A 24,560-nucleotide genomic window follows, 5' to 3' on the forward strand; every position below is an offset into this window, starting at 1 on the left:
GTAATGGGTAATGGGTAATGGGTAATGGGTAATGGGTAATGGGTAATGGGTAATGGGTAATGGGTAATGGGTAACACCGGATAATATTTCTGGCTGTTTGATATCGGTATTAAAATTTTACAATCTGTTTAGGATTGCTATATAATCCCATAAAAAAACTAGGGTTCAAAATAGCCAAAAACGGGATAAACCACCGCCTTGAACCTAGCAATATTAATCTCGATACATTCTTCAAAATTGGAAGTTTCACAAAAAACGTATGTTTCCTTTTCGTCAGAAAGGACACCGGCGACTGGCCGTGTTTCGTCTCGGTGTCCTTAACTGGTTCGCTCCTCACACGCTTGTTACTCTATCCAAACCCGATCACATTTGTCAACACCTAAAATATTTTTTTTTCTAATTTCAGGGTTTTAGGTCGTAAAATCAGGGTTTCGGGCTGATGGATTCTGATTTGAGCTTAGTAAAATTGACCCCGATTGCGTAACGGTATCAAAGTCCACAAAAACTTAGTATAGAAATTGAGACAATATCGGGTTGATTGAGTAACCAATAATTCAGTGATTGATATTCTCTGGCTGCTGGTCTGTTCGGGCTTAGTCTTTCTGATGCAGCCCGGATTTATGTGCTTAGAATCGGGTTTGACCCGTTCTAAGAATAGTATTAATGTTGCCGTCAAAAATTTTGCCGACTTTGGGATTTCCGTGGCCCTGTTTTGGGCTTTTGGCTATGCCATTATGTTTAGCAGAGCGGCCATGGGCGGGATTGACCTCCAGGCTTTCTTTTTTGATACCACCTCGAATCCGGGGCAAGCCGCATTTTTTCTGTTTGAAGCTATGTTTTGTAGTACCGCCACAACAATCGTTTCAGGGGCATCGGCGGAACGGATGAAGTTTGGAGCTTATTTATTAGTCGCGGCTTTAACCTCTGGGATAATTTACCCCGTTTTTGGTCATTGGGCCTGGAATGGGATTGAAACCAACCATTTAATCGGGTGGTTAGGAAAAATTGGGTTTGTGGACTTTGCCGGGTCTACCATCGTTCATAGTATTGGCGGATGGGTTTCTCTGGCGGTTCTGTTGGTCATTGGCCCCCGGTTGGGGCGTTTTACCCCGGATAAATCCCCCCAACCGATGCGTGGCTCTAACCTTCAGTTATCGGTATTGGGGGCGATGTTGTTGTGGTTAGGGTGGTTAGGGTTTAACGGGGGCAGTTATTTACATTTAGATATTCGAGTCGCCACGGTGATTGTCAATACCATCCTGGCCGGGACGGCGGGAATGTTGGTCGGGGCGGTCTTAGGGTGGATATTACATCGCCGACCGGAGGTGGAACTGATTATTAATGGTTCCTTGGCGGGTTTAGTGGCTATTACCGCATCTTCCCATGTGATTTCGACTCCCATGGCTCCCTTAATTGGCGGCGTGGGTGCGGCCGTCATGGTGTTAGTGTCTGTGACCTTGCAACGGTGGCGCATTGATGATGCCGTTGATGCGATTGCGGTTCATGCGGGGGGTGGAGTCTGGGGAACCCTCGCCGTGGGTCTGTTTGGAAATATCCATCTCCTGAATACTGGGTTATCCCGCGGCGAACAATTGCTGGTTCAAGTTTTGGGGATTGGAGTTTCTTTTATTTGGGGATTTGGCTTAACTTGGTTGATTCTATCGATTATCAATCATTATTTCCCGTTACGGGTTTCTCTGGAGGCAGAAACAACGGGGTTAAATATTTCTGAACATGGAGCCAAAACCGAAATTTATGATTTATTTGAAGTCATGGAATATCAAGCCCGTACCCAGGACTTTAAACGACGGGTTCCCCAAAATCAATTTACCGAAGTTGGTCAAATTGGTTGTCGGTATAACCAAGTGATGGAAGCCTTAGAAGATTCCTTAAACCAAACCGAGGCAATTATTGAAAATGCCACGGATGCCATGATTACCTTTAGTAACCCATCGGGAGAAATTTTAAGGACTAATCCTAGTGCGGAAGCTATATTTGGCTATTCAGCCGAGGAATTAGTCGGAACCTCGATATTACATTTATTGGACTGGCCCACTTCCCAGATTCAAGAGCAGAAAACCTTATTGGAAAAATGCCTATTACAAGGACGTCAAGAAATTGTGGGTCGTCGGGCGAATGGCTCTTGTTTTCCCCTCGAAGCCACGATTAATCAAGCTAAACTCGGCTATCAATCGTTTTACCTGGGAACCTTCCGGGATTTATCTGCCCATAAACGAGCCGAAGAAGCCCTACAACAAGCCGAAGAACGGTTAAAAACTTCTTTGGAGTTAAAGCGCAAAAATGACCAACTCAAACACGCCCTGAAAGAACTTAAACACACTCAAATTCAACTGATTCAAAGCGAAAAAATGTCGAGTTTAGGTCAGTTAGTGGCGGGAATTGCCCATGAGATTAATAATCCGGTTAATTTTGTTTATGGTAATTTGATTCACGCTACTAATTATACTCGGGATGTGCTGAATTTATTAGATATTTATCAAAAAGAATATACTAATCCTAGTGTGAAAATTCAGCAAGAGATTGAATCTGTTGATTTAGAATTTCTCAAGGAAGATTTTCCCAAAATTGTCGAATCAATGCAAGTCGGGGCTGACCGGATTCGGGATATTGTGCGTTCATTACGAACCTTTTCTCGCCATGATGAAGCCGAATTAAAACAAGTGAGCCTTCATGATGGATTAGAAAGTACCTTAATGATTCTGAAAAACAAACTGAAACCCCAGGGGAAATTAACCGGAATTGAAGTAATTAAGGAATATGGGAATATTCCCTTAATTGAATGCTATCCGGGGCCACTGAATCAGGTATTTATGAATCTGATTAGTAATGCCATTGATGCCCTCCATGATTCGATGATGCAGGATAAGTTTTCTCTGATATCCTGTGATAAGTCTAAGATTCAACCTCAAATTTTGATTAGAACTCTATCGATTAATAACCAACGAATTATTGTCGAAATTGCCGATAATGGTTTGGGGATTCCTAAAGAGATTCGGTCTAAGCTATTTGACCCATTTTTTACCACTAAACCCGTCGGCAAAGGCACAGGTTTAGGATTATCAATTAGCTATCAAATTATTGTTGAACACCATAAAGGTCGAATCTGGTGCGAGTCAGAAGTGGGAGAATACACTAAATTTTTGATCGAAATTCCGGTCAAACAAATCCTGGAGTCTAAGGTTCACAAAACCAGTGAACAGCTTTTGACCATTGACAGTTGACCCACAACTGAACTTTGCCTCATAATCCAAAACCACTCAAATTTCTGTATTAAGCAATACAGAAATTTGGTTAATAATCTATCAAAAATTGTTAGCACTTTAGCTAAAGATTCAACATTAGCCTGATGGACAATCTCTCTGAGATAACGTTGAACGTAAAACACAAAAAACTCTGATTAATCTTTAGCCGATTTTTCATACCTCAATAGATGTGTGCAATTGGTTTCTTCTACGAATATCGATTCATAAACCCAACATGATGTTTATCTCGAAAAAAACAGCCTATTCAGGAAACCGACAACACAGAAATGTGAGTCGTTTGACCGCTAAAATTAATACGGCAATTTCAAAATTACAGCATTCTCGATGGCTGTCTCCGACTTGGTTAGCCTGTATTCCCCTAACAGCGATTATTGTTGGAGTTTGGAGTCTTGCAGCCGTTGCTCAAACCGATGCTCCCCCCTTGACTGCTGAAATGGTTCAGGGCTATTTAAACATTGCCTGGGTTTTAATCGCCTCAATTCTGGTGATTTTTATGAATGCGGGTTTCTGTATGTTAGAAACGGGCTTCTGTCGCCAGAAAAATGCTGTTAACGTTTTGTCAAAAAACTTAATTGTATTTGCCTTAGCCACCCTAATTTTTTGGAGTTTTGGATTCTCCTTTATGTTTGGGGGAGAGAACCCTTGGATTGGCGGAGGCGGTTATTTCCTGACGGGACAGCCAGAAACCTACGGTTTATCGCCCTTTCCGGCGGGATTACCTGTTTCTCTCTATTTCTTGTTCCAAGTTGCCTTCGCTGGAACCGCAGCCACGATTGTGTCGGGAGCAGTTGCCGAACGCATTGAATTTATTGCCTTTTTACTCTTTAGTTTACTGTTGGTGGGGATTGCCTACCCAATTACAGGTCACTGGATTTGGGATGCTTCGGGCTGGTTAGCTCAAGCAGGATTCAAGGATTTTGCCGGGACAACTGCCGTTCACTCCGTTGGCGGTTGGGCAGCATTAATGGGTGCTGCTTTCCTAGGGCCCCGTTTGGGTCGATATGGAGCCGATGGACAATCTCGCGCGATTCCAGGTCACAACATGAGTATCGCCACCCTGGGATGTTTAATTCTGTGGGTATGCTGGTTTGGCTTTAACCCCGGTTCCACCTTAGCTGCTAATGAACTAGTTCCTTACATCGCTGTCACCACCAACTTAGCGGCTGCCGCCGGAGCCATCACTGCCACGGCCACCTCCTGGTTGAAGGATGGTAAACCCGATTTATCCATGATTATTAACGGGGTTTTAGCCGGTTTAGTGTCAATTACCGCCAGTTGTGATTCCGTTAGCTACCTCAGCGCTGTAATTATTGGGGCGATTGCTGGGGTGATAGTGGTCTATTCCGTGGGTTTCTTTGACAGCATCAAAATTGATGACCCCGTGGGTGCTACTTCTGTTCACTTGGTTTGTGGGATTTTTGGAACCTTAGCCGCGGGCATTTTCGGCGGTGCTAATTTGGGTATCCAAATCCTGGGTATTCTTGCCGTTGGCGGATTTACCGTCGCTCTGAGTACGATTTTCTGGTTAGCCCTAAAAGCCACTGTCGGCTTACGGGTGCATCCAGAACAAGAATTTGAAGGACTAGACATTGCCGAACACGGTATGGAAGCCTACGCCGGATTCCTCAAGGATGAAGTGGGCCCAGGATTAGGCAGTTCTGGTTCTAGCTTTCCCTCCGAAGGCAGTACCTTCAAAAGTCGTTACTAATATTTCAGGTATTAGTGGCGATTAGGGAGCATCCGGTGCTCCCCCGACTCCTTCCCTGGCTTCTCCTAGCTGGGGATTTTTTGTAGATTGGAAGAAACCAAGGTTAAATATTAAATGAACAGGTTAGGTTGAGTTAGTCTTGTTTAAGCAGCATTGGAATCCAGTGTTTATTCGCTCGAAAACAATTCCGTATTGGGCTTGGGTATCCTTAATCGGCAATGGATTACTCTTGTTTATCATTTTGGGATTGATGATGCACAGACAATCTATTTCCGATGCCACCGCTGTATCGGCCACGGATGGGGTTCAAACCTATCAGTTACCCCCTCCAGAATCGGCGTTGACAGGTGTTCCCCGTCATCGTTGGACTTATGAACAATGGGTGGAACAGTTGAGGCGCGAAGCTAATGCCGTTGCCAGCAACCCCCCAGAACGTTTAAGTATTTTAGCGGGAGATTCCTTAAGTTTGTGGTTTCCGACGGAACTTTTACCCCAGGAAAGAACTTGGTTAAATCAAGGTATTTCTGGGGAAACTTCCACGGGATTATTAAAGCGGGTTAAATTATTTGATATCACTCAACCGGAAACTATTTTTGTCATGATTGGCATTAATGATTTAATTCGGGGCATAGATGATAGTACATTATTAAATAATTATCGAGAAATTATTAGGGATTTACGTTGGGTACATCCCGATGCTCAAATTGTGGTGCAATCTATTCTTCCCCATAGTGACAAACATTCTAACTGGGAAGGACGGGAAAACCTGTTAAAAATTCCCAATCAACGCATTCGTCACTTAAATCAAGAGTTAAAATTTATTGCCCAGGAAGAAGGGGCTTATTTTTTTAATTTACATTCCCTATTTACCGATGCAGATGGCAATTTAAGACCGGAATTAAGCACCGATGGTTTACATCTAAATCAACAAGGTTATTTAGTTTGGAGTTCTGCCTTAAAAATTTATAGTCAAATTGCCCTAGAACAATCTTCTAACCCGTGAAATTATGAATCATCTAAAAATTATTATTATCGGTGCAGGAATTGGCGGCTTAACCACGGGTTTAGCCCTAAAACGCGCAGGATATACCGTAGAAATCTATGAAAAAACTAGCGAAATTCGTCCCGCCGGAGCAGGAATTTCTATTTGGTCAAATGGGGTTAAAGTTCTCAATAGTTTAGGTTTAGGGGATGAAATTGCTAAAATTGGCGGACAGATGGACAAGATAGAATATCGCAGTCATACCAATGAATTATACAATCAAATTAATCTCCATCCTATGACCCAAACCGTGGGACAGCGACCCTATCCCGTGTCTCGAACGGAATTACAATCCCTGCTTTTAAATGCTTTTAAGAATACTGAAACAGTTAAACTTAATGCTCAATGTATTGGAGTTGAACAGGATAGCCAGGGTGTTACCGCCTATTTTGCTAATGGATATCAAACCCGAGGCGACCTATTAATTGCCGCCGATGGAATTCATTCTCAATTGCGCGATTATGTGGTGGGTCATCTGGTAGAATTGCGTTATGCCGATTATGTTAATTGGAATGGTTTAATTGAAATTAATCCCGATTTAGGAGATAAAAATACTTGGGTTATTTATGTAGGAGAAAGTAAACGAGCCTCGATGATGCCCATAGGAAATAATCGATTTTATTATTTCTTTGGTTGTCCGATGGAAAGGGGAACAATTGTTGAACCCGAGCATCGTCAACGGGAGTTAAAATCAATTTTTGCCCAATGGCCGTCTCCCGTTCAATATTTAATTGAAAATCTCAAGCCCCAGGAATCTAACCGTTTAGATATTCATGATTTAGACCCCTTAAAAACAATCGTTAAAGGTCGAGTTGCATTGTTAGGAGATGCCGCCCATGCTTCCACCCCAACCCTCGGACAAGGCGGCTGTCAAGCCATGGAAGATGCAGAAATATTATCTCGATTTCTATTAACTACTAATTTAGGAGTAGAATATGCTTTAAAACGATATGAAGCCGAACGAAAAGAACGGACTTCAACCCTAGTTCTCAAAGCCCGAAAACGAGCCGATATAATTTATGGAAAAGACCCCCATTTAACCCAACAATGGTATCAACAACTCCAACAAGAAACCGAACAGGATGTTACCCAAGCTCTATCTAAAACCATCCTAGGCGGCCCCTTTCACTAAATGCCCATTACCCATTCGTAATTCGTAATTCGTAATTCGTAATTACCCATTACCTACTATCCTTTTAACCCTTAACTTTCTATGGTTGGTAAACTCACAACCCATGTATTAGAGACCGCCCAAGGTCGTCCAGTTGCCAATTTAAAAATTGAATTATGGGAAATTGACACCGAAACAGGAGAAAGAATCCTCCTCAAAACTGCTATTACAAATAAGGATGGTAGAACCGATATCCCCCTATTAACAGAAACCGAATTAAAGCAGGGAATTTATGAATTAGTCTTTGCCGTTGGGGACTATTTTAAAACCCAATATGAATCCCTAGATTATCCCTTATTTTTAGATAATATTCCCATTCGATTTGGCATTGCTAACCCCACCGTTGCCTATCACGTTCCCCTATTAGTTTCTCCCTGGTCTTATAGTACCTATCGAGGCAGTTAAACATCATGCAAACCTATTCCTTGTCCCAAATTAATCAAATGACTCAAGCGGAATTTATCGCGGCATTAAGCGAAATTTTTGAAGCGTCTCCTTGGGTAGCAGAACAAGCGGAATTAAAACGACCCTTTGAGACTATAGAAATATTATATCAAACAATGGTTGCCGTCGTTAAAAATAGTAATTCACAACAACAATTAGCCTTAATTCGCGCCCATCCCGACTTAGGAAGTAAAGCAAAAATGGCGGAATCTTCGGTAAAAGAACAAGCTGGAGTTGGGTTAGACCGTCTAACATCTGCTGAATATGAACACTTTCATCAACTCAACCAAACCTATAAAGATAAATTCGGGTTTCCTTTTATTATTGCCGTTAAAAATCAGACCAAAACCAGTATTTTAGCGGCGTTTGAACAACGGTTAAATCATTCAAAAGAGCAGGAAAAAATAACCGCCCTAGAAGAAATTTATAAAATCGCCCAATTTCGTCTTTATGAAAAAACAGTTTAAATACACAACAGCTTAGTCTATGAGTTTGCAGAGCAACCCAATTTGCTGCTCAAAGAGTTAGGTCATCGCCATTCCAGAAAGACAGGCGTGTTGGTGAGTGTCACTATTCACCGGGTGCTTCACTTCAATACTTAAAGATACGCTATAATCGCTTAATCAGACACAATTTTAGTTAAAAAGTATCATGATGATTGCTAATATTTTTTTGGTAGTTATTCTGATTACTTTAGACTTCCCAAAATAAACAATTAAAATCTCACCCAAAATATGAAAGGAATCCAATTTATTGTCGATGAAAATGGGGAAAAAACCGCCGTTGTGATTGATTTAAAAGAATGGGGAAATTTATGGCAACAATTCTCCGAAATTCTGTTGAAAAATTTTTCCAGTAAAGAAGATTGGTTACATCAACCCCAGATGGAAGAAAAACTAGATCAAGCCTTAGAATGGAATTGTAATCATCAACCTCAAATTTCGGATTTAGAAGATTTAGAAACACAATTAAATGATTATGAATAAAGTGTTACTAGACTTAAATAATCCTGTTTTTCAACAAGATTTATTTGCTTTACCAAAACCAGAATCCCTGGCTGTCTTAAAAACCTTAAAAAAGATTTCTCAATTAACTTGGCAACAATTGTATGAAGATCAGGGATTAAAATGGGAATTAATTTACTCAAAACAAGGAAAAATAGGAGAAAAATTATACAGTTTTAGAATTACCCAAAAATGCCGAGGTGTTGCAACTAGAGAGACAGATTATCTGAGAATATTATCCATACATTACGATCATGATTCAGCTTATCAATAGCAAAAACTCGAAGATTACCATTAAAATAGTAGAGTATGTAATGGAGAATTTAGAGATTAGTCAAAAACAATTTGCCTAAATTTTAGCGGCGTCTAATCAAATAGTTGATGAGATGATTCAAGGCAAACAACCAATTACAGTTGATTTACCTATTAGAAAATGAGATGGGTTGTTTCTTTTGATAAACCTATATACAATTTTGAACCTCCAATACCTTTGATCGATTTAAATACACAACAGCTTACCAACCTAAAAACCCCTCACTGATGACTAACTTAAAACTATTTCGCTCCTCATTTTTAGACTTTATTAATGACCCATTTTATGAATCCGAAGAAACCAGCGTTCGTTATTTTGCCGATGGATTATTGGTGGTAGAATCTGGAATTATTATAGACTTCGATGATTATAACATTTTAAAAGAAAAATATCAAGGGTTTACAATTACTCATTATCCTGATTTATTAATATTACCAGGATTTATTGATACCCATATTCATTTCCCCCAAACCGAAATGATAGCCTCCTATGGAGAACAACTCTTAGAATGGTTAAATCAATATACCTTTCCCACAGAACGTAAATTTAGCAGTAAAGAATATGCTCAACAAATCGCTGCATTTTTCCTAGATGAATTACTCAAAAATGGAACCACAACCGCCTTAGTTTTTGCCACGGTTTTTCCTCAGTCCGTTGATGCTTTCTTTGAAGAAGCCTATCGCCGAAATTTACGGATGATTTCGGGTAAAGTGATGATGGATAGTCATGCACCGGATTATTTAAAAGACACTCCCGAAACCTCCTATCAAGACAGCAAAAGATTAATCCAAACTTGGCATAAAAAAGGACGTTTACTCTATGCTATTACGCCTCGTTTTGCCATAACTTCTAGTCCTGAACAGTTAAAAATAGCGGGGAAATTATTAATAGAATTTCCCGATGTTTATTTACAAACCCATCTTTCAGAAAATCTCAAAGAAGTTGAATTAGTCGCCGAACTTTTCCCAGAATTTCCTAATTATTTAGGGGTTTATGACCAAGCGGGTTTAGTCGGAGAACGTTCAATTTTTGCCCATAGTATTCATTTAACAGAAGCTGAATTTCAACGGTTATCAGAGGCTAAATCAGCGATCGCATTTTGCCCCACTTCTAATTTATTCCTCGGAAGTGGACTGTTTAAACTCCATCAAGCCAAGTCTAAAACCCATCCTATTAAAGTCGGTTTAGGGACTGATATTGGAGCCGGAACCAGTTTTTCCCTCCTGCAAACCGCCAAGGTCGCCTACAAAGTTGCTCAACTACAAAATCAAATTCTCTCGCCTTTTCAATCCTTATTTTTAGCCACATTAGGAGGAGCAAAAACCTTACAATTAGAGGATAAAATCGGTAATTTTGACATCGGTAAAGAAGCGGATTTTATTGTTTTAGACTATAATTCTACACCCTTAATAAAATTCAGAAATCAACAAATTTCTGAAACACAAACCCGGTCAAAAATTGCCGAAACCGTCTTTAGTTTAATCATATTAGGCGATGACCGAGCCATTCAAGCCACCTATATTATGGGAGAGAGGGCATATTCAAAAGAATAGGATAAAATAAAATCAATAGACTGACAAATCCTAATATGAATCCTATCGCTATTGTTACGACTCCCGGTGATACCCTGAATGTGCGTTCTACTCCTAACGGTGAAATTGTTGATATTTTGAACGATGGAGCCCAGGTTGAAATTAGTGGAGATTCTGTTAATATTGAGAATGAAATTTGGACATCCATTGGGATAAATCGTTGGGTGTCTGCGAAATACTTAATGCTTATTGATGCCGAAATTTTAGCCATTCCCGGCGCTAAAATTATATCCACACAAACCGAGGAACAAATCGGAGGCGGTTTACAAGTTTACCAAACTAAGTTAATTGATCATAAAGGTATAATTATTAATACCGTGCGCTGTGTTTCGGGTCGTATTGGTCAACAAATTCCCTCGGATAAATCGGGTTCTCAAACCCCTTTACCCTTTGGGATTTATACCTTTGATTCTCCGGGTATCGTGGAAGATGCACCCGGAGAATTTGGCGGAGTTTGGTCAGCAATTACACCGACTTTTCCAACAGAAAGAGTCGGGTTAGGCGTACATTATGATCCCTCGGCTTTGTTATATGTTTCTGAAACGGGAACATCGGGATGTTTAGCCACGCCAACTATAGAAGAACGAGAGATAATGACAAGCTTTATTCTCGAATATCAACCCACCCATTTAATTGTCAAGAAACCACAAAGTTAAGATTGAAATTGTTTTAAACGGGCTAAATTTTTCTCGGATATCTGAATATCTAAGTTTTCGTTTTCTTGTTCAGATACAGAACGTTTAACTTGACCTAAATAGAGAGGTTGAGAGAGATTTTTATCGGGGTGAACCAGAGTTCTGACGCGAATTAAAAGCGGTGCTTGAAATTTCCCCCCCCGTCCAGAAGAATATAAATCCGAGGCGGCTTGACGTAAAGTGGCGTCTAATTCAGTTTTCGTAATATTAGGCGCAACCGCAATTACAATCTGTCTACTACCATCATCAAATACCCGACTATAGCGCGCCGCCCCAGGAACTTGAACATGATGAAATAAACCCAAACTTAGACCAAAAACTCCACCCGTTAAAACTCCTGTAAAGGCTGTAATTCCAACTAACCTAAACCGAATGCCCCATTTAAAAATAAATGAGAATATGGTAATGATAGCCAGAACTAAAGTAGCAATTCCGATCCATTTAGCAAAATTTAGCAATTCTGCGGTTGAGAATGAGAAGTCCATAACAGATAGGAAAGAAACAACATCTAAACTTATAGCTTAATCTTAAAAGGGTGACTTTGCATATTAATATTGACTATCATTAACCCTCAAATAACGTTAGGGGTTAGATCTCTAAACTTTCTTGAGGGTTTTACTTAGAATTAGACTTTCGGAGGAAGTGGGGGTTTTTGTGTAGGTGGAACACTCAAATTTTGAACAAATGGTAATAAATCCGAGGGAAGCACCACAATCGTTGTTGTATTATTTTCTACCCCAATTTCCGAGAGCATTTGTAACCGTCTTAACTCCAGGGCGGCGGGATTTGCCATAATTAATTGAGAGGCTTCTGCTAACTTAATTGAGGCTTCCTGTTCCGCTTCTGCTTTAATTAAACGGGAGCGTTTTTCTCGCACGGCTTCGGCTACTTTTGCCATAGCTCGTTGCATAGAGGTGGGAATTTCCACATCCTTCATTTCCACTGCTTCAATGACAATTCCCCAAGGTTCTGTCATCTCATCTACAAGTTCTTGAATTTTCTGATTAATTTTATCTCGATTTTGTAAAACATCATCCAAAATATTCTGACCAATCACATTTCGCAGGGTTGTTAAGGCGGCTTGATACACTGCTTTTTCATAACTTTCTACCTTAACAATTGCCTTAGTAGGATCAACTAAACGGTAATAAAGAACAGCATTCACTCGAATGGTTACACTATCAGATGTGATGGTTTCTTGCGGTTCAATATCAACGGTTTTGGTTCTAACATCCACTTGAACTTTTTGATCAATGGCGGGAATAATCCAATATAAACCCGGCCCTTTAATGGCTTGAATTCGTCCTAATCTAAAAATAACTCCCCGTTGATATTCCCGATCTAATTTAAACCCACTAATGGTTAAATAAGCCAGTACAATAAAGAAAGAGCCAAAGACATAATTCATGATTTTTTGATCTCCAATCCTAACTCCATTATAAATAGTGCTATAAGTTAAGCCTAATTTCTTAATATTATTTTATGATTAGGGGAGTTAATTTTTATGATATGATTTTCCATCGGTTTGATCATTTTTGGGGGAATCCCAAATTAAAAATTTTATGAATCCTTTGTCCTCAGAATCATCACCTGCTGTTTCCAACTCCGTTGATGCTTTATTAAGCCTGCGAGGAATTGCCTGTTTAGTCGTTGTATTATTCCATTGTAGTATTTCACGGGAATTAATTGTTTATCCCCCCTATGATTTTTCTTGGTTACTATTAGGAGATGGGATTGTTGCCGTCTGGATATTTTTTGCCCTTTCAGGATATTTAATGGGGAAAGCCTTTTATACCTATCGATATTTACCCACGGTATCGGGATATAAAGCGTTTTTTATGAATCGCGTTTTAAGGATTTGTCCTCTTTATTACTTTTCCGTATTAATTACGGCTATTTTTGTTTATCCTGAAATTTTAAAAGCGGAAAAATGGTTTGAATTATTCAGAATTCTAACTTTTACCTATACCTTTCCTTTGCCTTTATCGCCCAATCATCCAGATTTTAATTTTAATCCAGTGATTTGGTCATTATCAACGGAAGTTCAATTTTATCTGATTGTCCCGTTTTTATATACCGCGCTTCGACCGATTTTGGTTAATCGGACTAAAATTTTAATCACCGCCCTAGTCATTATTGGGATTACATCAATCTGTCGAGGTTTTTCCCTACTATTCTTTCCCCATCATACCTCTCTTATCCTCAGTTTAGATGTATTTCTATCCGGTTTTTTACTGAATGCTTGGTTTCAGTGTAAACCCCGGAAAAATACGCAACCTTCAATTTTCCTTCCCCTGAAGAAACAGTTTAAAAACTTCATCTCTTTAAAAGCTATGGCAATTTTTGTCATGGTCGGTTTATACCTACTTTCAGCCTATCATGGCTACCATCAAGAATTATGGAATCTCGCAACTCGTCCGGCTACATTAATGCAGAGAAGTCTATTTATTACGCCCTTTAGTTATTATGTTATGCCCGTAATCACTGGAATTTGTACAACATTTTTTATCTATGCTTTTGAACGTAATGGTCAGTATAATAATGGAGTTAAAAATAAAAAGCTATCCTTTGAAACCTGTCTGGAAAATCCAGCTAGGGTCTTGGAAATTATGGGGGTATTATCCTATGGAATTTATTTATGGCATTACCATATAATTCAAAATATAGCCCCTATTGTTCAAGTTACTGACCCCTTAACCACGTTTTTTCATAAACTTTCCGTGGTTTTGGTTTTATCTATTATTTTATCGGCTGTTACTTATTCTTTAGTGGAAGTTCCCTATGCAAAACGAAAAAAATATAATTCTTCAGTGGAAAGAGGAAATGAGTAATGGGTAATGGGTAATGGGGAATGGGTAATGGTTTATTATTGGTGATTTTTGATTATGTATGATAATGATGTTAACATTCAAGAAAGAACAGAAAATTTTGCGATTCGGGTAATAAAGGCTTATGGCGAATTGAGTAAAAGAAATTTTGATGATGCAGGAAAAGTATTAGCCAAACAATTTTTAAAAAGTGGTACAAGTATTGGTGCAAATTGTGCTGAAGCCAAATATGCTCAATCAACAAATGATTTTATTTCCAAATATTCCATTGCCCTAAAAGAAGCGTCAGAAACCCAATATTGGATTAAGATAATGATTAAATCTGATTTAGTTTCCCAACAAAGTTTTTCCAAAATGGAAGAAGAAATAATCACAATCATCAAAATACTAACATCCATAATCAACAAACTAAAATCCAACTAAACCCATTACCCATTATCCTAAACCCATTACCCATTACCTATTACCTATTACCTATTACCCATTTTTAAGGTAAACCATACCAACTTTGTAACGCTAATCGATGGACTTCTAACCAACTGACTTTATACTGTTTAGCGAGTTTGGCACAGTCTTCATATTCCGGTTGAACATTAGTGATTTTTTTCCCCGAAAAACCAACTTTCACTCGGACTGCACCATATTGGGTTTCAACTGTTTGAATATCCCGTTTCAAAATACTACGATTTTGTAGGGTATGACGAATGCCTAAAGTTGTGGTTTCTCGAAATAATATGGCTTCGCAGGTTTGATGATGTTCAGGGTGACAAATAACCGTTAATAATACTCCTAAACGGGATTTTTTCATAGTAATCGGTTGGCTAAAAACATCAATAGCCCCCGCTTGAAATAACAATTCAAAAGTATAAGCAATCACTTGAGGACTTAAATCATCAATCTGAGTTTGTAGTACAGAAATAGTTTCGGCAATCGTTTGAATTTCTGTATTAACTGTTGAAAAAATATCAGAATCCAGAGATTGATGTTGTTCGCCCACCCATAGTCTTAAAATATTAGGAATCGGTAAATCCCTAGAACCTGCACCTAATCCAATGGTTTGAATAGATAAAGCCGGGGGTTCCCCAAAACTTTGAGCCAAAGTTACCGCAATTGCCGCCCCGGTTGGTGTCACTAATTCCCGTTCAATCCCATTACTATAAACTGGAACTTTCCCCATTTGAAATAACTTTAAAACCGCCGGAGCCGGCACAGGTAATTGACCATGGGCTGCCCAAACTGTTCCTCCGCCCGTGGGTAATGTCGAACAATAAAATTGTTCAATATTTAACCAATCTAAACCCAAACAAGTCCCGACAATATCAACAATTGCATCCGTCGCCCCAACTTCATGAAAATGCACTTCTTCAACGGTCATACCATGAACATCCGCTTCCGCTTGGGCTAACTTGCGAAAAATAGCTAAACTCCAAATTTCCACCTGTTGAGGCAATTTAGCTTGTAGAATAATGGCTTCAATTTGTGATAAATGCCGGGTAGCACTAGAATGATGATCATGTTTATGATCATGATCATCAGAGTTTTGTTGAGTTAAATTAACAGAAACTTTTGTGGCTAACTGCCCTTGACGACGAACAGGTTCGGATTTTAACTCATATTCCGCGCCAATTCCCAGTAACTGCAACTTTTCTTTTAAATAATCCATAGGAACACCCGCGTGGACTAGGGCTCCCAGACACATATCGCCAGAAATTCCTGTCGGACATTGAAAATAAGCAATCTTAGCCATAATTTGTCGTTAGTCTGCTAGTCTTAAAATAAAATTTGTTTTCTAAAATACAACATATTACCATGGCAATTCTATACGAAATTCACCCCCAAAACCCCCAAGAACGCATCCTGGAAAAAATCAAAGACGACCTCAAAGATGGGGCGGTGATGCTGTATCCGACCGATACGGTCTATGCTATTGGTTGTGATTTAACCGTTAAGTCAGCCATTGAACGAGTCCGACGCATCAAACAACTATCCAATGATAAACCCCTAACTTTTCTGTGTTCTTCCCTATCCAATATTACCGATTATGCAATTGTAAGTGACTCCGCTTATCGTTTAATTAAAAGATTAGTCCCAGGAACATACACTTTCTTATTACCCGCGACTAAATTAGTTCCTAAATTAGTCATGTCTCCTAAACGTAAAACCACCGGTATTCGTGTCCCGAATCATCAAGGTTGTTTGTCCATTCTTAAAACTTTAGGCAATCCTATTATTTCAACTTCTGCCCATATTACCACAGAAGAAGAAGGTCAAGCCCCGATTGCTTTACCCATAGAACATCAAGTTGATAAAGCCAGATTGTATGATAGTTTAAGCAAGTTAGTCGATATTATTGTGGATGATACCTCAGACCCAGGATATCATGTTTCAACCATTATTGATTTAACAACTGATCAACCTGTAATTATTAGAAAAGGTCAAGGCTGGCAAGAAGTAGAAGAATGGTTTGAAGAATAACTATAGCTATAGTAATCCTATTTAAGCTTGTTGATGAACAGGGAACAGGGAACAGGGAACAGATCAAAAATCCTCTTTTTAAGGAGGATTTAGATGATTTTATTTTCTTATAAATTATAACGTTTTTCTAACCAAATTCTAATTTCCTGCTCTGTATCAAAGCGGGCTTTATAACCCGTAACTGGATCATAAATCTGCCAAATCATATTGCCGTCAGCGTCTTTTTTTTGCCAGATTTTAGGTTCAGTTGGTGAGGCGAAGGCATTCATAAATATTGCCGTAATACTTTTGAGACTGTGAATAATATTTTGCCCCAGACTTAACCCTTTATCCTGATAACTGGGCAATACAGGAAAAGATGTGTGCAGCGTTGCTAATGATGAACTTCTGGTCATTTTCATCCGATTCACCTCACTAAAAATCGATGGTGAGTTATCCCGAAATTAAACAAATACCGATGACAAACCGGGGTGTTTGGTTTCAGTACACCTCACCCGAAAAAACCTGATTTTGTCCGGTTCAATCCTTGCTTAATTCCCACTTGGGAAAACTAATCTTGTTCTATTCCTATTCTTGCGGTTTCTCTCTCACCCGTACAGATGCAGTTATACTAAATTGTAACCATAACAGTTTGATTGAACTGAACTGTTATGCTAGTTCTCACCCTCAACTGTTACCCCCCGACCAACCCCATGAAAGTTAGACCCCTGGAAACGGAAAATGGTACAAACCTCTATGAACAGGTAGCCCATAGAATAGAGGGCTTAATTAACGAAGGCACTTTGCAGGTGGGCGATCGCATTCCCTCCGTGCGAAAAATGCACCAACAGATGAACGTGAGTATTTCTACGGTCTTAGAAGCCTATCGTTTATTAGAAGATCGGGGACTAATTGCCGTGCGTCCCCAGTCCGGTTATTTTGTCCGTCCAGGCTTGCTATCCCATCGAGAGGAACCCAACCCCTCCGCCCCGCCCCACCGAGCCCTAAAGGTTGATACCTCTCTCGCTGTGCGGATTAATCGCACCCTGCGGGAACCGAATATCATTAAACTAGGCGCGGCGGTGGCCGATCCGTCCCTGCTTCCCCTGGCTACCCTAAACCGTTTGATCGGACAAACCTTGAGAAATGACCCGGAGCGCTGCCATTCCTATGATGTCCTACCCGGTTGTGAACCCCTGCGGCATGAAGTCGCCCGTCGGTTAATGGAAGCCGGATGTTCGATCACACCGGATCAGATTTTGATTACCAACGGCACTACCGAAGCCCTGTATTTATCCTTACGAGCGATCACCAAACCTGGAGATACTGTGGCTATTGAATCCCCCTCCTATTATGGATTATTAGAAGTCATAGCCTCACTGAATTTACGCGCCTTAGAATTACCGACCCATCCCCGGGAGGGACTCTGTTTAGACACCTTAGAAACAGCCCTAAAAAAAGGCTCAATTGCCGCTTGTGCCTTGGTTTCTAATTTTAGTAATCCTTTAGGCACTTGTATGAGTGATTTACATAAAAAACAATTAGTAACTGTCCTAGAAAAATATAATATTCCTTTAGTAGAAGATGATGTTTATGGGGATTTATGTTTTCAAGGAAATCGCCCCAAAGCTATTAAAGCCTTTGATCAAAAAGGATTAGTTTTATATTGTGCTTCCTGTAGTAAAACCCTATCCCCAGGATTACGGGTCGGTTGGTTAGTAGCGGGACAATATCAAACTCAAGTCGAACAATTAAAACTATTTACTAATATGGCTACGGCGACGGTAAATCAGTTAGCGATCGCGGCTTTTTTATCTAATGGTGGCTATGAAAGACATTTGCGCCAATTAAGGCGAGCTTATTATGAACAGGTGATGCGAATGACCCAGGCAATTTGTGATTATTTTCCCCCAGAAACTAAGGTTTCTCGCCCTTCTGGTGGTCATGTATTGTGGCTAGAATTGCCCGCTCATTTTGACGCTTTAGAATTATATGAACAAGCCTATCAACATCAAATTAGTATTGCTCCGGGTTCGATGTTTTCGGCATCGGTCGCCTATCAAAACTGTTTTCGCTTAAATTGTGGTTTACCTTGGTCAGATCAACTGGATCAAGCGATGAAAATTTTGGGGAATTTAATCAAAAACATTAATCATTAATCAGAATCGGGTGGTCAATAACTATTCCGAATTCGTAATTCGTAATTCGTAATTCGTAATTACCCATTCCCCATTTATTTAATGGTTTTTGGTGCAACCTGAACCTGGTCACGCCCTTGAAATTTTGCCTTGTACATGGCTTTATCTGCGGTACTAATTAACTCTTGTAAATAGTCTTGATCTCCAGGGATAGCACAAGCAACACCGGAACTATTAGTAACAAAAGAACTAATCGGCGATGAATCATGATGAATTTGCAGAGAACGGATTTGAATTTGGATTTCCTGGGCAATTTTTTCAGCACTTTCTATATCGACTCGAGGTAAAATAACAGCAAATTCCTCGCCACCATAACGAGCCACTAAATAGGTTTCAGTTTTCCTAACTCTTTTAACAGCAGTTTCAATAGCATTAGCAATTCTTTGTAAGCAATAATCCCCGGCTAAATGACCGTAGGTATCATTATAAAACTTGAAATAATCCACATCACATAAAATCATGGAAAGATAGTCGCCTTCACAGGATTGCCATTGTTCTTGTAAATAGGTATAAAACTGACGGCGGTTTGCCACTTGAGTCAGATCATCCAGGGAGGCTAAACGCTTGAGTTGTTGATTTTCAGCTTGTAATTTGATCAGTAATTCTTGTTGAACTTTAAGTTGTTTTTTGAGAGTATTAATAGTAGTATCTGGCAATGGTTTGTCCTCTAAATTACTCAAATTTATCAATGGATTTAAAGTATTCATGGTTGTTGCTAAAGACGGGAGGTTAGAATTGTTAATAGCAGAATAATGATTCATCCAGAGTAAAGGAACATTTTGAGTAAATTTTGCTTGTTTTAATTTTTGATGCGTTTCTTGAGGATTGGCTTTATTGGGATCACAGGGAATCAAAATCAGATCAGGATTACTATATTCAGCATGAAAAATAGCACTTTCTGGATCGGGAGAAATGACAAAATTTAAGTTAAGTTGATTTAATAGGTTAACAAATGCTGTAAAATTGAATGAGTTGGTTTCCTCAATGACAATAATAATATAGGGTTTTAAGAGACGGTGATTCATGATTGGTATGCAACCTGGGAAATTTAAGTTCAGCATTTTGACCTAATTAATGACATCGAACTGACTGAAGTATCTAATGTTTGGTTTCGACTAGCAGTGATAGAGCTTGGATAAACCTGTGATAGTTTAAAACCTTTAATGTGACGACCAGGTAAGATCAAATATGACTGATATCACAAATTATTAGTGACGTAGATCACAAACAAGCAAGGGGCGGGTGGCAAAAACCACAGTATCAAAGTCTCCCCGGTTAGGGGAATTGAGGGGTGGAGGCTAAATTTTTGATCACAAACTTGTGTGACCTCTCTCTCACCCCCTAGGTTGGGAGTCGGGTGTAGGATAGAAAAGGTTGATGTACTGAATCAAAGAAAATAGGTGTCTATGTCAATTTGGCCGAGTTTAGTTACAATTTGTGCCTTAGTGCTGTATTTGGTCGTAACGATTAATGTCGGACGAGCCCGAATCAAATACAAAATTATGCCCCCGGAAATGACCGGAGACGAGAATTTTGAGCGCGTGGTACGAGTCCAACAAAATACCCTAGAACAATTAGTTTTATTTCTTCCGGCTCTGTGGCTGTTTTCCCAATGGGTCAACCCGATTTGGGCTGGGGGTTTAGGGGGGGTTTGGATCATCGGACGAATTTTATTTGCTTGGGGATATTACCAAGCCGCCGAAAAACGAACTTTAGGATTTGCGATCGGTTCTTTAGTTAGTTTTACCCTATTGGGTGGTGCTATAGTTGGAGTGATTCTTTCGCTTAAGTCGTAAAATTACCCCTGGTTTCAACGTTCTGTAATGCTTGGTTTTAAATCCGATGGCAACAACACTTTTACCTTTAGAAAAAAACCTGAATCTGCATACCCTGGAAATTCAACTGTTGCAATCAGCTTTATCACAAGCTGAAACAGTGGGTGAACTCACGGCTTTGATTATTAATCATACCCATTTTGAGATTATGCAGGCCTTTGAACAACTTTCCTCTCCTGAGCAACAGCGAGTACAGGAACTTTGGGAAGTCGAAATTTCTGACCGTTGGAAATAACTATTAGATCCTAATGTCTAACTTCCACAGCCCCCCCCCAAAATCCCCACTTCAGGGTCAGGATCAGCCTGAATTTAACGAAATCGATCCTGTTATGGAAAGTGAGACTCTGCCCCCCACGAGATCGGATTTTCTGCGGTTTTTGGGCGTGATTAGTGCTGTAGGATTGTTAGTCGGACTGCTACTATTTGCCAATGGGTTGAGTGTAATTACGATTACCCTCATTACATTGGCACTGATGATTATGGCGCTCTGTTGGCGCTATCCCCGCCCAGGACTATGGGCTTTTTTAATTTATTTACCCTTTGCGGGGACAATTTCCTATTGGGTGGGTAACGATCATTTCCTTTTTCATTTAGCCAAAGATGGGCTATATATTCCGGCTTTAATCGGTTTGGTGATGGAATTAAGAAAAAAAAAGTTACCCCTGATTAATCCCCCCCAACTTAAAATTCCCCTATTAATTTTATTTATAATTGCGATCGTTACCTTAATTGCTGTTAATGGTGTCCTACAAAAACACGCCACCCCCGATAATCAACCCTTTGCCGTAGGACTCTTTGGCTTAAAAGTTTTAATGGGATATATTCCCCTGATCATCTGTGGTTATTATCTGATTCGCCATCGTCAAGATCTGGAATTTTTTACTCGGTTACAAGTGATTTTAATCTTAATTTGCTGCATCTTAGGATTAATTCAATTTGGATTAGTTGTCACCGGATACTGTCCTGATAATACGGGTTTACCCGAACATTTATTATTGAGGGCAAATATACAGCGAAAATGTTTCGTAGGAGGGGCTTTAGGATATTTACCCGCAGAAAATTTTATTCGTTTACCTGGAACCTTTGTGGCTCCTTGGCATTGGGCTTGGTTTTTAGTTTCCAGCACGTTTTTCTGTTTTGCTACGGCCTTTAGTGATCCTAAATTACGCTGGCGTTTAATGGGCTTATTTTCCCTGGCTTTAGTCATACTGAATGCCATTGTTTCCGGTCAAAGAACGGCCCTTTTAGCCTCTCCCTCGATTGTGATTTTACTGCTAGTTGCCACCAGTCACATTTCCCGAATTAAGCGGCTTGTAGTGATTGTTTTGGGGATGGTTATTTTTGTCGTGGGAACCTGGATTATCGCACCCCAAGTCATGACCGAACGAGTCGATAACTTTATTGGACGTTGGAATGCCGATCCTCCGGTGGTGTTTTTAACTAAGCAAACTAACTTTAGTTTGGAAGCCCATCGAGGCTTTTTAGGCAATGGTTTAGGGCAAGCCACAACTTCAGCCCGAGCCTTAGGAAAAACTCGATTAATTGAAGCCTACTATCCTAAATTGTTCTATGAAATTGGGCCATTTGGAGTAGCTGCTTTCCTGTTCTTAGTAACTAATATTACGGTTTTAGGGTTTAAATCCTATCATCAATTACAGGATCATAGTCTGTGGGGCTATGGAATTATTTTCTGGATTTTTATTGTTCTAATTAGCTATAATCCCTACTGGTATCCTCTGGATACCGATCCAGTGGCGGTATATTATTGGTTTTTAGCGGGTGTACTTTTCAAATTACCTGATATTCAAAAGCAAGAGCAGAAAAAAGATCTCCCAGAAGGAGCTATTCCTAGTTAATATTGTTTTTATCAACCCTTACACAAATGTTAATCTAAACGCACCTCAACGGGCTTGAGTCAAGTAGCAAAAAAATGTTATGATTATAAATTGTATTTGATACGAAGGATTATCAGAAAAAATGAGCTTTGGGATGTGGATTATTTCGAGGATCAAAGTAACCGAGTTTAAAACCTCGACAATAAATAGGATTGAGACTGTTCAGTTTTGTGAAATACCATAACTACTCGAGAAATTTCACCCCATAGCCACAAGAAAAATCAACAGGGGTCTTCATCCCAACCTGTAGTGATTGAGCTATGCCTTAAATCCATAACCTATCCAATCTGATTCCCAAATGAATGATTACAACCTTAATCCCACAAAAACTGAAGACATTCTCATCGTTGATGATACCCCAGATAACCTGCATTTATTGTCCCGAATGCTCACCCGTCAGGGATACAATGTTCGTAAAGCCTTGAGTGGGCCCATGGCTTTAATGGCGGCTCAAACCGTTGCTCCCGACTTAATTCTCCTAGATATTATGATGCCGGAGATGGATGGTTACGAGGTTTGCCAACACTTAAAAGCCGATGCTAAAACCGCAGAAATTCCGATTATTTTTTTGAGTGCTTTAGATGATGTTCTCGATAAAGTTAAAGGTTTTCAAGTCGGAGGCGTGGACTATATTACTAAACCTTTTCAGTTTGAAGAAGTCTTAATCCGAGTTCAAAATCAGTTAGCTTTACGAGCAGCAGAATTGGAAATCCGGGTCTTGAATGAGGAACTGGAAGTCCGGGTGAAACAACGCACTCAGGAACTAGAAGCAGCCAACACTAAACTATTAGCAATGGCACTGCATGATTCCTTGACGGGTTTACCCAATCGGGCTTTATTGATGACGGATTTACACCGATCTATTCATTTAGCTAAAGCTAATTCTAGTTATCAGTTTGCGGTGTTATTTTTAGATTGCGATCGCTTTAAAGTCGTGAATGATTCCTTGGGTCATTTAGTCGGGGATGAACTGTTAGTTTTAATTGCTCACCGTCTTGGCTGTTATGTTAAACCTCAAAATACATTAGCCCGTTTGGGGGGTGATGAATTTGCCATTTTATTAACAGAAATTCCTGATTTTCATTCGGTAATCACACTATCGGATCAGATTTTACAGTGTTTTTCTCAACCCTTTAACTTAGAACGACACGAGATTTTTATTAATGCGAGTATTGGCATTGTCGTCGGCAATTGTGACTATAACGAACCGGAACATTTACTCCGAGATGCAGATACGGCGATGTATCGAGCCAAAGCCCTAGGAAAAGGACAATATCATCTGTTTGATCCGGTGATGCACACCGCGGCTTTAGAGCGATTACAGTTAGAAACGGATTTACGTCGTGGGATTGAACAACAGGAATTAGTGGTTCATTATCAACCGATTGTCTGTTTAAATAGTGGCAAAATTTCCGGGTTTGAAGCCTTAGTTAGATGGCGCCATCCCCAACGAGGATTAGTACCACCAAATCTATTTATTCCCATTGCTGAAGAAACGGGTTTAATTACCGCCATTGGCTATTGGGTTTTATCAGAATCTTGTCATCAACTGCGGGCTTGGCAAAAACAAGATTTAATTGATCCCCATTTATTTGTGAGTGTTAATTTATCAGTAAAACAGTTTGCTCAACCCAATTTATTAGAACAAATTGATCAAGTTTTAGTAGATAGTCAACTCAATCCCGACTGTTTAAAACTAGAAATTACCGAAAGTGCAATTATGGACAATCATCAGGACGTTGCTACTATTCTCAAAGAACTGAGAAAACGCCGTATTCTCATCAGTATTGATGATTTTGGTACGGGATATTCTTCTTTGAGTTATCTGCATTCTTTTCCAGTGGATACCCTGAAAATTGATAAATCCTTTGTGCAAAGACTGAACCTAGAATCGGAAAATATTGGCTTAATTCCTGTGATTATTAGTTTAGCTAAAACCATGAATATGAATGTGGTTGCTGAGGGAATTGAACTACCCGAACAGTTACAAATACTCCGAGAATTAAATTGTGGATTAGGTCAGGGATATTTATTTGCCAAACCCCTACCTGGAGAAGAATTGATTAAGTTTTTGTCCTCAACTCCCCAGTGGTGAAC

At 39.7% G+C, this 24,560-nt stretch carries 23 protein-coding genes; 18 read left to right on the forward strand and 5 right to left on the reverse strand.

Going from position 1 to position 24,560, the window contains the following annotated elements:
- Positions 1–557 precede the first annotated feature (557 nt).
- From amt to PL9631_RS14275, 10 genes are all read left to right on the forward strand, one after another.
- Entirely contained in the window at positions 558–3,242 is a 2,685-nt protein-coding gene (amt, locus tag PL9631_RS14230; RefSeq protein ID WP_083621316.1) for an ammonium transporter, read from the forward strand.
- 259 nt (positions 3,243–3,501) lie between these two features.
- Complete coding sequence (locus PL9631_RS14235; RefSeq protein WP_083621318.1) at positions 3,502–4,992, forward strand: ammonium transporter; 1,491 nt, start codon at positions 3,502–3,504, stop codon at positions 4,990–4,992.
- Positions 4,993–5,155: 163 nt separating this feature from the next.
- Complete coding sequence (locus PL9631_RS14240) at positions 5,156–5,995, forward strand: SGNH/GDSL hydrolase family protein (RefSeq protein ID WP_083621319.1); 840 nt, start codon at positions 5,156–5,158, stop codon at positions 5,993–5,995.
- Between the two features lie 4 nt (positions 5,996–5,999).
- Positions 6,000–7,166 (forward strand): FAD-dependent urate hydroxylase HpxO, encoded by a 1,167-nt coding sequence (gene hpxO / locus PL9631_RS14245; RefSeq protein ID WP_083621321.1) that lies wholly within the window; start codon positions 6,000–6,002, stop codon positions 7,164–7,166.
- A gap of 81 nt (positions 7,167–7,247) precedes the next feature.
- On the forward strand, positions 7,248–7,610 hold the full coding sequence (gene uraH / locus PL9631_RS14250) for a hydroxyisourate hydrolase (RefSeq protein ID WP_083621323.1): 363 nt from the start codon (positions 7,248–7,250) through the stop codon (positions 7,608–7,610).
- A 5-nt stretch (positions 7,611–7,615) separates the two neighbouring features.
- Positions 7,616–8,116, forward strand: coding sequence for a 2-oxo-4-hydroxy-4-carboxy-5-ureidoimidazoline decarboxylase (gene uraD, locus PL9631_RS14255; protein ID WP_197046377.1), 501 nt, complete (start codon positions 7,616–7,618; stop codon positions 8,114–8,116).
- A 267-nt stretch (positions 8,117–8,383) separates the two neighbouring features.
- A complete protein-coding gene (locus PL9631_RS14260) occupies positions 8,384–8,635 on the forward strand; it encodes a hypothetical protein (RefSeq protein ID WP_083621324.1) in 252 nt (83 codons plus the stop codon).
- The gene (locus PL9631_RS14265; RefSeq protein WP_083622094.1) at positions 8,628–8,927 is read left to right on the forward strand and encodes a hypothetical protein; all 300 of its coding nucleotides are present in this window, start codon (positions 8,628–8,630) and stop codon (positions 8,925–8,927) included. The genes PL9631_RS14260 and PL9631_RS14265 overlap by 8 nt, the downstream gene beginning before the upstream one ends.
- A 266-nt stretch (positions 8,928–9,193) precedes the next feature.
- Positions 9,194–10,519, forward strand: a complete 1,326-nt coding sequence (gene guaD, locus PL9631_RS14270; RefSeq protein WP_083621326.1) for a guanine deaminase — start codon at positions 9,194–9,196, stop codon at positions 10,517–10,519.
- Between the two features lie 35 nt (positions 10,520–10,554).
- Positions 10,555–11,214 (forward strand): SH3 domain-containing protein, encoded by a 660-nt coding sequence (locus tag PL9631_RS14275; protein WP_083621327.1) that lies wholly within the window; start codon positions 10,555–10,557, stop codon positions 11,212–11,214.
- Here the strand turns inward: PL9631_RS14275 and PL9631_RS14280 are convergent.
- Both PL9631_RS14280 and PL9631_RS14285 read right to left on the reverse strand, forming a co-directional pair.
- Positions 11,211–11,738, reverse strand: coding sequence for a Ycf51 family protein (locus PL9631_RS14280; protein WP_083621328.1), 528 nt, complete (start codon positions 11,736–11,738; stop codon positions 11,211–11,213). The genes PL9631_RS14275 and PL9631_RS14280 overlap by 4 nt on opposite strands.
- Before the next feature lie 140 nt (positions 11,739–11,878).
- Positions 11,879–12,661 carry a slipin family protein gene (locus PL9631_RS14285; protein ID WP_083621329.1) on the reverse strand — a complete coding sequence of 261 codons (783 nt, stop codon included), beginning with the start codon at positions 12,659–12,661 and terminating at the stop codon, positions 11,879–11,881.
- Positions 12,662–12,815: 154 nt separating this feature from the next.
- On the opposite strand from PL9631_RS14285, the gene PL9631_RS14290 reads away from it, so the two are divergent.
- Both PL9631_RS14290 and PL9631_RS14295 read left to right on the forward strand, forming a co-directional pair.
- Complete coding sequence (locus PL9631_RS14290; RefSeq protein ID WP_083621330.1) at positions 12,816–14,084, forward strand: acyltransferase family protein; 1,269 nt, start codon at positions 12,816–12,818, stop codon at positions 14,082–14,084.
- A gap of 54 nt (positions 14,085–14,138) precedes the next feature.
- A complete protein-coding gene (locus PL9631_RS14295) occupies positions 14,139–14,504 on the forward strand; it encodes a four helix bundle protein (protein ID WP_083621332.1) in 366 nt (121 codons plus the stop codon).
- 64 nt (positions 14,505–14,568) lie between these two features.
- On the opposite strand, the gene larC is transcribed toward PL9631_RS14295, so the two are convergent.
- Complete coding sequence (gene larC / locus PL9631_RS14300) at positions 14,569–15,828, reverse strand: nickel pincer cofactor biosynthesis protein LarC (protein WP_083621334.1); 1,260 nt, start codon at positions 15,826–15,828, stop codon at positions 14,569–14,571.
- 62 nt (positions 15,829–15,890) lie between these two features.
- Between larC and PL9631_RS14305 the strand changes: the two genes are divergently transcribed.
- On the forward strand, positions 15,891–16,556 hold the full coding sequence (locus PL9631_RS14305; RefSeq protein WP_083621336.1) for an L-threonylcarbamoyladenylate synthase: 666 nt from the start codon (positions 15,891–15,893) through the stop codon (positions 16,554–16,556).
- Positions 16,557–16,663: 107 nt separating this feature from the next.
- Here PL9631_RS14305 and PL9631_RS14310 read toward each other — a convergent pair whose 3' ends face one another.
- Positions 16,664–16,957: a hypothetical protein gene (locus PL9631_RS14310; RefSeq protein ID WP_083621338.1), complete on the reverse strand. Its 294-nt coding sequence runs from the start codon at positions 16,955–16,957 to the stop codon at positions 16,664–16,666.
- Between the two features lie 291 nt (positions 16,958–17,248).
- On the opposite strand from PL9631_RS14310, the gene PL9631_RS14315 reads away from it, so the two are divergent.
- Entirely contained in the window at positions 17,249–18,694 is a 1,446-nt protein-coding gene (locus PL9631_RS14315) for an aminotransferase-like domain-containing protein (protein ID WP_083622096.1), read from the forward strand.
- Positions 18,695–18,768: 74 nt separating this feature from the next.
- Here the strand turns inward: PL9631_RS14315 and PL9631_RS14320 are convergent, their stop codons facing one another.
- Positions 18,769–19,758, reverse strand: a complete 990-nt coding sequence (locus tag PL9631_RS14320; protein WP_197046378.1) for a GGDEF domain-containing protein — start codon at positions 19,756–19,758, stop codon at positions 18,769–18,771.
- A gap of 381 nt (positions 19,759–20,139) precedes the next feature.
- Between PL9631_RS14320 and PL9631_RS14325 the strand changes: the two genes are divergently transcribed.
- The 4 genes from PL9631_RS14325 (at position 20,140) to PL9631_RS14340 (ending at position 24,558) form a co-directional block, all read left to right on the forward strand.
- Positions 20,140–20,529 (forward strand): MAPEG family protein, encoded by a 390-nt coding sequence (locus tag PL9631_RS14325; protein ID WP_083621341.1) that lies wholly within the window; start codon positions 20,140–20,142, stop codon positions 20,527–20,529.
- A 46-nt stretch (positions 20,530–20,575) separates the two neighbouring features.
- Complete coding sequence (locus PL9631_RS14330; RefSeq protein ID WP_083621342.1) at positions 20,576–20,803, forward strand: hypothetical protein; 228 nt, start codon at positions 20,576–20,578, stop codon at positions 20,801–20,803.
- Between the two features lie 94 nt (positions 20,804–20,897).
- The gene (gene hpsL / locus PL9631_RS14335; protein WP_156090575.1) at positions 20,898–22,424 is read left to right on the forward strand and encodes a hormogonium polysaccharide biosynthesis protein HpsL; all 1,527 of its coding nucleotides are present in this window, start codon (positions 20,898–20,900) and stop codon (positions 22,422–22,424) included.
- Positions 22,425–22,761: 337 nt separating this feature from the next.
- Positions 22,762–24,558 carry an EAL domain-containing response regulator gene (locus tag PL9631_RS14340; protein WP_083621345.1) on the forward strand — a complete coding sequence of 599 codons (1,797 nt, stop codon included), beginning with the start codon at positions 22,762–22,764 and terminating at the stop codon, positions 24,556–24,558.
- Positions 24,559–24,560: the final 2 nt, after the last annotated feature.

The organism is Planktothrix paucivesiculata PCC 9631 (assembly GCF_900009265.2).
In the GTDB taxonomy this organism is placed as follows: domain Bacteria; phylum Cyanobacteriota; class Cyanobacteriia; order Cyanobacteriales; family Microcoleaceae; genus Planktothrix; species Planktothrix paucivesiculata.